Raw genomic sequence first — 11,239 nt, forward strand, 5'->3', positions numbered from 1 at the left:
CAATACCTAGCCATGCCTCGACTGTTCTGATTGCCGCTCTTGACAGGGAGCGATCATGAACAGCATTTTCTGGCCCAAACGACAACAACACATCATCCGGGCCGTTCGGCTCGAGAAGCCTGAAAACTTTTCCCCCACGCTGACCAGCGCATTGAGCCAACTGGTGCGGCAGGCCAACCTGATTCGCGAACTGGAGCGCGCAGGCGAAAAGGATTCGATGCTGGTGCAGACCATCCTGGTCACGATTGCCAACCATCTGGCGACGGCGTCAGGGCAACTGGCAGACGAAGCGTCCCGTGAAGCGATGGGCCTGATCGCCGAGGGCTTGATGGGCTCGGTCTGGATAAAGGACACCGGCGCCCAACTGGCGGGGCTCGATGAGCAGGAACTGGTGAGCTACGTCGGCCCTTTGTCGACCTGGCTGGGAAAATCCCGGGAGACCGGTTTTTCGGCGTTCTTCGGCACGCCGAACCTGAGGCTTCAGGCGGTCTCCAACATCGTCGATCATTACCTCGACAGCAGCGTCGCAAGGCTTTCCCGGCAGCTCGGCGCCAAGCTCCAACAGCTACCTGCCTGCTCGTACAAGATCATCGATCTGATCGCCATCGGCGGCGAGGCCGACACGTTTCCCAAACATTTCGCCTATTTCATGCCCGAAGATCAGGGCATCAAGTACTCGCCCGTCAAACGAACCATCGTCTTCGCCAACACCTACCTGAGTCTCTACCAGCAGATTTCGCTGGAGCAAAAAGGCATCTTTGGCTGGACCGATGATGACCTCCCTGCAGCTCAGGACATCGAGCGCTACATGATGAGCTGGTTCCGGGGCCACGATCTGGGGCATTCCATCGTCTTGCCCGCTACCGATTACCGTCGCCTGAGCCGTCATGATCGCTGGGGCTCGATGGTCGCTCAGGAAGCGGTGGCTGACGTGTTCGGTTTCCTGCTCGCCCTCACGCCCGATGTCGCCGACTGTCTTGAACTGGAATCTGACAAAATGGTGCGGTTCTATGTTCTGGAGCTGTTCCGCTACCTGCGGCGCGGCCCCGAACAGTTTCCAGATGCAGGCGCCGCCTACGCGCAGTTGAAAATGCTTGAGGATGCAGGCGTGCTGTCGGTGATTGCGCCAGGCAAGATCCACATTGATTGCGCAGCCTTTCCGGTCGCCATGATGCGCATCGCCAAAACGTTGCTTGATGCGGTCATGTCCGACAATCTGGAAACCTTCGAGCGTTTCCTGAGAACCTATGGCGTGCATCACGCCAGAAACACGGATGTCTTGTTCGGACTGTCGCTGTGCGAAACATCCCTTTTTTATGAGCAGTCCCTGCTGGAGAGCAAGTAAGTGGAGTTTTACAACGGTTTTTTACTGAGTCTGTCGCTGTGCCTGGAGATCGGCCTGGCGAACATGGCCATGATCACCCTGTCGATGCAGCGCGGCTTCAGACAAGGTGTGTGGCTCGGTCTCGGGACCTGCATCGGCGACATGGTCTACGCGATTCTTGCGCTGGCGGGCATGGCGGTGCTGCTGCAGTACGAGGCAGTGCGCTGGGCACTGTGGCTGGGCGGTTCGGCGGTGCTGGCCTACCTGTGCTTCAAGATGGTCACCAGCGCCATACGGGTGAAGGCCGGCGTCAGTGGTTCGCAAACGCAGTGGGGTCGCACCAACTTCGCGCTGTTCTCCAAGGGAATCGTGCTGGCCATGTCTTCACCCAGCGCAATCCTGTGGTTCGCCGCAGTCGGTGGCGCGATCATCGCCAAACAGGGCGTCGACATGAACAGTTCGATCCTGTTCCTCTCGGGCTTTTTCAGCGCCGGGGTCTTCTGGACGCTGGTGCTGTGCGGCCTGGCCTACCATGGCGGGCAACTGCTGGGCGAGAAGATGCTGAGATGGACCTACATCGCATCGGCGCTGATCTTCGCCTATTTCACGTTATACGTTGTGGTTTCCGGCTACATGGAGTTTGTCAGCCCGCAGCCCGTCTTTGAGCATTGAGGCGTAGCGCATCGGTGAAATGCCCATCACCTTGCGAAACGAATTGCACATGTGGCCCTGGTCGTAGAAGTACAACTCGGTTGCGACCCGGGCCGCTGCATCGCCCCGACGCAGCCGTTTGCGCACTTCGATCAGTCTGAGCTGTTTCAGGAACTGCATCGGCGCCAGGGACCTGGTCATCTTGAAGCTGCGCACCAGGTGGAACTTCGAAATGCCCGCCATGGCACTGATGTCCTGCAGATCAATGTCTTCGTACAGGTTGTCCTGCATGTATTCCACGACCCTGGCGGCCATATCGGGCTCCACGATCACCGGGGCCTCGCCGCGAAACCTGGAAAGCTCGGCCAACAGTTCGTAGGGCGCTTCTTCGCGCCGCGAAGGATCATTGGCCGCGTGCAGCGTGACAATGGCCTTGAACAGCGCATCGTCCTTCAGCGCGCCTTCATCGAACAGTGGCCCCTGCACCTCGCCGAACACCGACGCAACGTGTCCCGCGTCGAGATGGACGCTGATGAAGCGTGCGCCTGTCGAGTCGAACAGGGAAGACTGGACCGTCATGGGGTTGTATAGCGTGACCTGCCCCGGCTGCACGTCCTGAGATCGACCGTCATACCAGATCCGCTCGCTGCCCGAGAGGTTGGCGCTGATCACATATTCTTCATGGGTGTGGCGGGGAAACTCGGCGTCGTGGGCAGACACCAGCGAGCATTCTGCAAAGGGTTGTTTCGATAAGGCTTCGATGATCGGGGTCATGTTGTCATTCCTTGAACGGCACGCGATGTCCAGTCCCTGCGCAAGTGGGCGAGATTATCAGCGGCCCCCTGTTCAGGCAATGCGTGCCATGCCCGGGCCTCAGAGTGGAATGTGGGTCGTCGACAATACCTGACGCAAGCCCATGAACGAACGGATCTGCCGCACGCCCGGCAAATACAGCAGCTGCTCGGCATGCAGGCGGTTGAAGCTCTGGCTGTCCCTGGTGCGCAGCAGCATGAAGTAGTCGAACTCGCCGGTGACGACGTGAAACTCCATGCACCCGGACACCTTCTGCGCCGCCGCCTCGAACTGCGCAAACGAGTCCGGCGTCGAGCGGTCCAGCACCACGCCGATCAGCACCACCATCCCGGCATCCAGCACTTCACCGTTCAGCAGCGCCACCACACCTTTGATAACACCACTTTCCTTGAGCCGCTCAACGCGGCGCAGGCAGGCCGGCGGGCTGAGCCTGACCTTTTCCGCCAGCGCCACGTTGGAGATGGAGGCATCGACCTGCAGGGTCTTGAGAATGGTGCGGTCAATCCGGTCCAGCGGCGGCGCCTTCTCTGGCGTGAGCGTTTTGCCGGTTTCATTTATTGCTTTCATGTGTCTTTCCACGAAATAAATAAAAGTTTTACTGGTTCGACACTAACGCTAATTCGCTAATCGAACAATTCTTTGCAACCACGATTATTCAGCTATTTCCTATGATAGGACCTGTTTCAGGCACAGCGTTAACACCTCATGCCTGGCCTCACCTCTCAACGGAGACTCGATATGAACCTGAGCAAGTTCAAGCGCTACCCTCTGACATTCGGCCCCTCGCCCATCACGCCGCTCAAACGCCTGAGCGAACACCTGGGTGGCAAGGTCGAGCTGTATGCCAAGCGAGAGGACTGCAACAGCGGGCTGGCCTTTGGCGGCAACAAGACGCGCAAGCTGGAATACCTCGTACCTGAAGCTATCGAGGGCGGCTACGACACGCTGGTGTCGATTGGCGGCATCCAGTCCAACCAGACCCGTCAGGTCGCAGCCGTGGCAGCGCATCTGGGCATGAAGTGCGTGCTGGTACAGGAAAACTGGGTCAACTATTCCGATGCGCTGTACGACCGGGTCGGCAACATCGAAATGTCCCGCATCATGGGCGCCGATGTGCGTCTGGATTCGGCAGGTTTCGACATCGGTATCCGTCCAAGCTGGGAAAAGGCCATGGCCGATGTGGTCGAGAGCGGCGGCAAACCCTTCCCGATTCCGGCGGGTTGTTCGGAGCACCCGTTCGGCGGCCTGGGGTTCGTACGCTTTGCCGATGAAGTGCGTCAGCAGGAAGAAGAACTGGGCTTCAAGTTCGACTACATCGTGGTCTGCTCGGTGACTGGCAGCACCCACGCGGGCATGCTGGTGGGTTTTGCCGCCGACGGACGCTCGCAGCGGGTCATCGGTATCGACGCCTCGGCCAAGCCGGACAAGACCCGCGAGCAGGTGCTGCGTATCGCCCAGAACACTGCAAAGCTGGTCGAGCTGGGCCGTGAGATCACCGCCGACGACGTCGTGCTCGACACCCGATACGCCTACCCCGAATACGGCCTGCCCAACGACGGCACGCTGGAAGCCATCCGCCTATGCGCGCGCCTTGAAGGCGTGCTGACCGACCCGGTCTACGAAGGCAAATCCATGCACGGCATGATCGACATGGTCCGCAACGGCGAATTCCCCGAAGGCTCGAAGGTCCTTTACGCGCACCTGGGCGGCGTCCCGGCCCTGAACGCCTACAGCTTTCTGTTCAAGGATGGTTGAAGGCTGCCTGCGAGCGTTTGTGACGTTATCGAAAGCCCGCGAATATCGCGGGTTTTTCATTCGATACACTCATATGGAAGTGTTCAGGGCTGAACGCACCTATTCTTTGCTTGCAGTAACTATCAGTTCCGACCCGATCCGCAACATCGACCGCTAAAATTCAACTAACCAGTGAACGCTCGGCGCACTTGTACGCTCTAACCGCGCAAGCTCAGCCTATTTACCAGAGCGTCAAGGTCGATGGATAACCTCAACTCACTCCAGTCAAACAACGCTGAAGCACTGTGCTTTCCCGAAGAGGGCGCAGAGATCGGTGCGCTTCTGCAAACGGCGGTGATGAATCAGTCGCCTCTGGGGCATCCCTCGCAATGGTCCGACTGCCTCAAGAATCTGATCGCCACCGCCCTGCCGGTGCACGCACAGATCGTGGTGTTCTGGGGGCCGCAGTTCATCGCGCTGTACAACGATGCGTATGCGCCAAGCATTGGCGATAAACACCCCGGCGCGCTGGGCCGTCCGGCCATCGAGAACTGGGGCGAGCTCTGGGATGACCTCGAACCGCTGCTGCAGGGTGTTCGTGACACGGGAAAAACATTCTCGGCCAAGGACCGTCCGTTCTATATAAAACGCTTCGGTGCCGGAGAAACCGTTTACTTCAATGTGTCCTACTCCGCTGTTCGCGAGGCTGACGGTTCGATCGGCGGCGTGCTGTGCATCGTCACCGAAACCACCGAGCGCGTGCAATTCGAACGGCGTCAGGCGTTCCTGATCGAGCTGGGCCGAACATTGCCCTCCACCTCCGATCCCTGCGCCATCGAGCGCCATGTGCTGAACCGCCTCAGGGGTGAACTGGCGGTTCAGCACATCGCACTCATCGGGATTGACGATAACGGCTCTAACCTGAAGACGCTGCCGACAGACCCGAATGATCCATCGTCCGCAATCCGACACTTGCCCGAGTGGACGGACAGCATGTCAGCAGACCTGCGCGCCGACCGCGCTGTGCTGCATGAAATCGCAGCAAGCCCGATCATTCCTGCCAATACAAGGATGGCTCGCTACACAATCTCTGAGCCGCCGTGCACGATCTACGTGTCAGTGGTGCTGCACGGAAAACTCGAGGCGGTGCTGACCATCCAGCCGTCGATCACGAGTACCTTCGGCGATCACGAACTGGATCTCGCCCAGGAAGCCGCGAAGCAGGCCTGGCTGTGGATCAATCAGGCACGGGCTGAACGTGCACTGCGCGACCTGAACGAAAGCCTGGAACAGCGCGTCGTGACCATGCTCGCCCAGCGCGAGAAAGCCCTCGCCCAATTGCATGAGTCTCGCAAGATGGAGATGGTCGGTCAGCTCAGCGGCGGCGTGGCGCACGACTTCAACAATTTGCTGACACCGATCATGGCGTCGCTGGAACTGGTTCGCCGCCGCGTGGAAGACCCACGCTCCACGAAGCTGCTCGACAGCGCCATGCTGGCGGCCGACCGCGCCCGCACGCTGGTCGGCAGGCTGCTGACGTTTGCGCGGCGCCAGACGCTCGTGCCGGAGGCGATCAGGCTTGAAGGCCTGGTCGCAGAACTGAAAGACCTGATCGAGCGCTCGCTGGGGCCGATGATCGTCGTCGAAGTCGATATTCCCGACAGTCTGCCGGCCGTGTTTGTCGACCCGCACCAATTGGAACTGGCGATCCTCAACCTGACGGTCAACGCGCGTGACGCACTGGAAGAAGGTGGCCGGGTGAAGATCAGCGCGCGGGCCGATTCGCTGAAAACCAGGACCGGCAATCATGTGCGGCTGACTGTCAGCGACAACGGCTGCGGCATGAGCGAAGACACCCTCAAGCACTGCGTGGAGCCTTTCTATTCCACCAAGGGCGTGGGCAAAGGCACTGGGCTGGGCCTGTCCATGGTTCAAGGGCTGGCATTGCAATCGGGCGGCGAGTTCGACATTCGCTCCAAACCCGGTCAGGGCACCGAAGTGACGCTCTGGCTCCCAGTGGCCAGCAGTCCGGTCATGCAGGCAGAATCCAGGGCGCCGGAGACTCCGCTGCTCAAGGGTTCCGTCCATGTGCTGTTGGTCGATGACGAAGACCTGGTCAGGGACAGCACCGCGCACCTTTTGCAGGACCTGGGTTATCAGGTCACCGAAGCACCCTCCGCCGCAGTGGCGCTGGACCTGTTTGATGCAGGCCTGAGGCCCGATGTGCTGGTCACCGATTACGTCATGGCCGACATCACTGGCGTTCAACTGGCCCGACAGATACGCCAGCGCATCAACGACCTGCCGATTCTCATCATCACCGGCTACACCAATGCCAAGCCGGTGCCGACGGATGATTTCGAGGTTCTGGCCAAGCCCTTCCGCCGTCAGGACATTGCGTCCCGTCTGGCGAATCTTGTCCAGGGCAGTGCTTGAGGGCATGCCTCGCTAAAGCCGGAAAGACTGGCGCATGGCATTGCCCAGAAGGTCTACCGCCTCATCCATCCGCGAGCCCGGCGACCGCAGAAACACCACGTCATGCTCGGCGATCTCGGGCAGCCCTTCCAGTATCTGCATGCCCTCGGTGACACGGGAACGGTCGATCAGACTGATCCCCAATCCTGCTTCCACGCAGGCCTTGACGGCCTGATTGGAAGGACTTTCCAGCACGATACGCACCTTGCGGCCAAATTCACCGAGTGACTCGAGCATCGCTTGCCGATACGGACATTGCGCGGCATGCACCGCCAGCGGGAGCACTTCAGACGTCTGCAGAGACTGCCCTTGTGGTCCGACCCACACCGGGCGAGTCGACACCAACATCTGCGCATCGTCGCTCGCCTCGCCCTTGGGCAACGCCAACACAGCCGCCTGAAGCTTGCCGCGCTGTACCTGATCGCGCAGGGCGTAGCTGGGTGCGGTTTTCAGTTCCAGCACCACATTGGGCCAGGCTGCGATGAACGTCGGCAGAATGTCGCGAATAACGTGGGTGGCATATTCATCTGGTACGCCCAGGGTGATGCGTCCGGCCAGACGGGTGCCGTGAAGGTCGGCGAGCACCCGGTCGTGAGTCGCGAGCAGCTCGGTCGTGGACAACAACAGTCGTTTGCCCAGCGCAGTGAGAGAAACCGACTGGTTATCGCGATTGAACAAACGGCCGCCTGCGACGGCCTCGAGACGCTGGATATGCACGCTCACAGCAGCCGGGCTTTTATGCAGTTGATCAGCTGCAGCCGAGAATTTGCCGATCCGGGCAACGGCATGAAAGGTTCTGATCAGTTCGATATCGAGCGTTGGCTTCATGATTCAATCTTCGTAAATAACTGATGTCGTTTATTTTGATTTATTAGATTACGCCTGTTTCGTAGTCTGTGGGCATGAACCAGCACCTATCGATAAAACACAATGAAACCCTGCGACCTGATGGTCGGCGATCCATTCCGTTGCCGCTGCTCGAAGCGGGACTGATCCTGACGTGGAGTTCCGGCTTTATCGGTGCCCGCTTCTCGATCGATTACGCCCCGCCGTTGTTGGTGGTGTTCTGGCGCTGCGTGCTGGTCTGCCTGATTCTTTTGCCCTTTGTGTTCCGGCAGTTGCGGCAGACCTCGCCTGCCGTGTTGCTGAAAAATGCAGGCATCGGTCTGCTGGCCATGACGGGCTATCTGGCGGGCATCACCCAGGGCATTGCGCTGGGCGTCCCGGCCGGGCTCGCGGCACTGTTCGCCGACCTGCTGCCCATCGGGATGGCGCTGCTGGCAGCGCTGTTTCTGGGTCAGCGACTGGCCTGGCGCGTATGGGTCGGACTGGCCATCGGTCTGCTGGGTGTGGTGATCGCAACACAAGGTGCACTGGCCTGGGGTAAAGCGCCGTTATGGGCTTATGGGCTGCCATTGCTGGGCATGCTGTCGCTGGCGGTGGCAACGCTCTGGCGCAAGCGGTTGACCGTTTCGCAAACCATGGGGCTGCTGCCGAATCTGTGGTTGCAATGTTGCGTGTCCGGCATCGTCTTCGCCGTTATTGAAAGCGCACAAGGCGGACTGGCACCGATACCCAGTACAGGGTTTGCAATTAGCGTGGCGTGGACTGCCGGTCTATCCACCCTGGGTGGCTATGGGCTTTACTGGGTGTGCCTGCGCCGCGCTTCCGAAACGCGCGTCGCGAGCGTGCTGTACCTCAGCCCGCCGGTGACCATGCTGCTGGCCTGGATGATGTTCGACGAACCGCTGTCCTGGCAGATGGCGTCAGGCATGCTGGTGTCGGGAATCGGTATCTGGTTGGTGGTCAGGGCGGAGAGGCGTAAGGCTGAAGCGGCCAGGTAGATGTCTCGCCCTTTATCTGTATCAAAGCAAACGCCGGACTGTGGAAGGCGCCACCACGTCTTCGACGTAGGGCTGTCGCGCAGCAAACACCGGACCGTGGGAGGCGGCTTGCCGGCGATGCAGTCGACGCGGTATGTCAGCGCGTTTGAAAGCGGGCTTACGATCTCGCCGCAAGCCCGCTCTTCAGACCTCAGATACGGAACCTTGCCACCATGTTCTGCAGATCACTGCCCAGACGGGCCAGCTCCACGGTCGAGGCTGCACTTTGCTCGGTGGCCGCTGCCGACTGATCAGCAATGTCGCGGACACTGAGCACGCTGCGGTTGATCTCTTCGGTCACAGCGCTCTGCTGTTCGGCAGATGCCGAAATCTGCTGGCTCATCTGCTCGATGGTGCTGATCGACTGGTTGATTTCCACCAGCGCCTGCTCGGCCTGACGCGCCAGCACCACGGTGCCTTCGGTGCGTTGCAGGCTGGCGTCCATCAGACCTGCGGCTGCGCCGGTGCCCTGCTGCAACGCCTGAATCAGCGCTTCGATTTCGGTGGTGGAGTTCTGGGTGCGCTGCGCCAGCGAACGCACTTCATCGGCCACGACGGCAAAGCCGCGACCCTGTTCGCCTGCACGCGCCGCTTCGATGGCGGCGTTGAGCGCGAGCAGGTTGGTCTGTTCGGCGACCGCCTTGATCACGTCGATAACGCTGCCGATCTTGCCGCTGTCTTCGGTCAGGCGCTGCATGGCCTGGCCCAGTTCCTTGACCTCTCCCGCCAGTTGACCGATTTCCCGTGTGGCGTGCTGCACCACGCTGCTGCCATGGGCCGCACGTTCGCTCGCCTGTTTCGCAGCCTTCGAGGCGTCCTCGGTGTTGCGGGCGACTTCCTGAACAGTCGACGCCATTTCGTTCATGGCCGTGGCGACCTGATCGACTTCGTTCTTCTGCTGGGCCACGCCAGCGCTGGTCTGTTCGCTGCCCGCCGAAAGCTCTTCGGCAGCGGTCGCGATCTGAGTGATACCGTTGCCGATTCCGCCGATCAGCCCGCGCAGCGAGACGGTCATGTGCTGCATGGTGTTCTGCAACAGACCCAACTCGTCCTGACGCGTGGTAGCTGTGTCTTGGGTCAGGTCGCCTTCAGCGATGCGTCGAGCGGCAATTACGGTGTCATTCAACGGCACGGTGATCTGACGGGTAATGACGAAGGCCGCGAAGATGCCTATCAGCAACACCACCAGGGCCACGCTCAAAAGCTGCATCACAGCGGTGTTTTGCTCACGCTTGGCACTGACCACCTGCGCGGCGGCCAGCTCATCGGCACTGGCCGCTGTCGCGATGGACTGTTGTTGCAGGGTGCTGCGGATCTGATCGGTCTGCTGCAGCATCTCGGAAATGGACGCCATCAGCACTTTGTATTGCTTCAGGGCGTTCAATGCGGTGTCTACTGCGCCATTGGCTTCCACCGGCAACTGGCTGCGTGCAGCCGCCACCTGAGCGATCAGCGCATCGGCGGCGTTGTAGGTGGCCTGACGGTTGTCGGCAGTCGGGATGCTCAGGTAGCGACGAAAGATCAGACGGAAATTGGTCATGCCGTTGCGCAGGTCACCGGCGATCTTGACCTGTTGGATACCGGTCTCGCTCGGAGCACGCAAAGTGTCGTCGATGGTTTTCTGCAACAGGTTTTCGAAAGTCGCACTGACCTCGTCCGACACCTTGATCAGCGGCTTCAGCGCGTCATCGACTTTCTGGTTGATGCTGACCAGTTGATCGAAAGTCTGCTTCAAACCGCCGACCTGTTCCTTGATGCTTTTCAGTTTCTGCAGGTTGCTCGATACGACGAACACATTCAGCCCCTGCTCGACGCTGCGACTCAGGGTGTCCAGCGCAGTTCCATAGACCTGCACACCGGCAGCGGTGGGCCCGGTGGCATAGGCTTGTGCTGCAATACGTGCATTCAGGACGTCATCCTTGATTTCCGCGATCTTGCTGCTCTTGCCCAGGCGCTCGATCAACAGATTGGTGCTTGAGTAACCAATGGCCGTAACGGTCAGCACCCCCAGCAGAATCGCCGCAAAGCCCAGAGCGAGCTTTTTACTGACGTTAAGATTGTCCAACCATTTAGCGCTCATAGCCTGTGTGCCTCGATTTTTCGTAATGCACAGGAATCGGCGCGCAACTCGCTAACTTGATGGCTAACATGATCGATATAACTGATCAATTGATAGGTATGACGTGCAGGCCTTTGTTTACAGGCCCCGAGCAAATATTAAGTTTTATTTAACTTATCAGGACGAACCTTTTTCAGATGACCGGTAGCCCTGCAAATCTCTCCCGCACGATTATATGATTAATGACATAAAGTACGGATAATGCCGACGGCCTTTCAAAGCGCCAGTGTTTTTGAGCAA

Annotated in this window: 9 protein-coding genes and 1 pseudogene; 5 read left to right on the plus strand and 5 right to left on the minus strand. The window is 59.6% G+C overall.

Going from position 1 to position 11,239, the window contains the following annotated elements; genetic code table 11:
* Nucleotides 1-55 precede the first annotated feature (55 nt).
* Both AO065_RS21320 and AO065_RS21325 read left to right on the plus strand, forming a co-directional pair.
* Complete coding sequence (locus tag AO065_RS21320; RefSeq protein WP_004886653.1) at nucleotides 56-1,345, plus strand: hypothetical protein; 1,290 nt, start codon at nucleotides 56-58, stop codon at nucleotides 1,343-1,345.
* Nucleotides 1,346-1,996: a LysE family translocator gene (locus AO065_RS21325; protein WP_004886654.1), complete on the plus strand. Its 651-nt coding sequence runs from the start codon at nucleotides 1,346-1,348 to the stop codon at nucleotides 1,994-1,996. It abuts the gene before it with no gap.
* Here AO065_RS21325 and AO065_RS21330 read toward each other — a convergent pair.
* The gene (locus tag AO065_RS21330) at nucleotides 1,934-2,749 is read right to left on the minus strand and encodes an AraC family transcriptional regulator (protein WP_043304790.1); all 816 of its coding nucleotides are present in this window, start codon (nucleotides 2,747-2,749) and stop codon (nucleotides 1,934-1,936) included. The two genes, AO065_RS21325 and AO065_RS21330, sit on opposite strands and share 63 nt — an antisense overlap.
* Nucleotides 2,750-2,848: 99 nt before the next feature.
* Complete coding sequence (locus AO065_RS21335) at nucleotides 2,849-3,355, minus strand: Lrp/AsnC family transcriptional regulator (protein ID WP_004886657.1); 507 nt, start codon at nucleotides 3,353-3,355, stop codon at nucleotides 2,849-2,851.
* Nucleotides 3,356-3,526: 171 nt separating this feature from the next.
* Between AO065_RS21335 and AO065_RS21340 the strand changes: the two genes are divergently transcribed.
* Both AO065_RS21340 and AO065_RS21345 read left to right on the plus strand, forming a co-directional pair.
* Nucleotides 3,527-4,543, plus strand: coding sequence for a 1-aminocyclopropane-1-carboxylate deaminase (locus AO065_RS21340; RefSeq protein WP_004886659.1), 1,017 nt, complete (start codon nucleotides 3,527-3,529; stop codon nucleotides 4,541-4,543).
* A 240-nt stretch (nucleotides 4,544-4,783) separates the two neighbouring features.
* Nucleotides 4,784-6,958 (plus strand): hybrid sensor histidine kinase/response regulator, encoded by a 2,175-nt coding sequence (locus AO065_RS21345; RefSeq protein WP_004886662.1) that lies wholly within the window; start codon nucleotides 4,784-4,786, stop codon nucleotides 6,956-6,958.
* 12 nt (nucleotides 6,959-6,970) lie between these two features.
* Here AO065_RS21345 and AO065_RS21350 read toward each other — a convergent pair whose 3' ends face one another.
* Complete coding sequence (locus AO065_RS21350; protein ID WP_004886663.1) at nucleotides 6,971-7,825, minus strand: LysR family transcriptional regulator; 855 nt, start codon at nucleotides 7,823-7,825, stop codon at nucleotides 6,971-6,973.
* A 74-nt stretch (nucleotides 7,826-7,899) separates the two neighbouring features.
* On the opposite strand from AO065_RS21350, the gene AO065_RS21355 reads away from it, so the two are divergent.
* Complete coding sequence (locus AO065_RS21355; protein ID WP_004886666.1) at nucleotides 7,900-8,841, plus strand: DMT family transporter; 942 nt, start codon at nucleotides 7,900-7,902, stop codon at nucleotides 8,839-8,841.
* A 190-nt stretch (nucleotides 8,842-9,031) separates the two neighbouring features.
* On the opposite strand, the gene AO065_RS27925 is transcribed toward AO065_RS21355, so the two are convergent.
* Entirely contained in the window at nucleotides 9,032-9,745 is a 714-nt protein-coding gene (locus AO065_RS27925) for a methyl-accepting chemotaxis protein (protein WP_370454378.1), read from the minus strand.
* Between the two features lie 33 nt (nucleotides 9,746-9,778).
* Nucleotides 9,779-10,960 (minus strand): annotated as a pseudogene (locus tag AO065_RS27930) (methyl-accepting chemotaxis protein); the annotation flags it as partial.
* Between the last annotated feature and the right edge of the window lie 279 nt (nucleotides 10,961-11,239).

It is taken from the genome of Pseudomonas viridiflava (assembly GCF_001642795.1).
In the GTDB taxonomy this organism is placed as follows: domain Bacteria; phylum Pseudomonadota; class Gammaproteobacteria; order Pseudomonadales; family Pseudomonadaceae; genus Aquipseudomonas; species Aquipseudomonas viridiflava.

Coding starts and splice junctions, on each gene's coding strand:
- AO065_RS21320 (WP_004886653.1), top strand. CDS start 56: ATGAACAGCATTTTCTGGCCCAAACGACAACAACACATCATCCGGGCC.
- AO065_RS21330 (WP_043304790.1), bottom strand. CDS start 2,749: ATGACCCCGATCATCGAAGCCTTATCGAAACAACCCTTTGCAGAATGC.
- AO065_RS21335 (WP_004886657.1), bottom strand. CDS start 3,355: ATGAAAGCAATAAATGAAACCGGCAAAACGCTCACGCCAGAGAAGGCG.
- AO065_RS21340 (WP_004886659.1), top strand. CDS start 3,527: ATGAACCTGAGCAAGTTCAAGCGCTACCCTCTGACATTCGGCCCCTCG.
- AO065_RS21345 (WP_004886662.1), top strand. CDS start 4,784: ATGGATAACCTCAACTCACTCCAGTCAAACAACGCTGAAGCACTGTGC.
- AO065_RS21350 (WP_004886663.1), bottom strand. CDS start 7,825: ATGAAGCCAACGCTCGATATCGAACTGATCAGAACCTTTCATGCCGTT.
- AO065_RS21355 (WP_004886666.1), top strand. CDS start 7,900: ATGAACCAGCACCTATCGATAAAACACAATGAAACCCTGCGACCTGAT.
- AO065_RS27925 (WP_370454378.1), bottom strand. CDS start 9,745: ATGAACGAAATGGCGTCGACTGTTCAGGAAGTCGCCCGCAACACCGAG.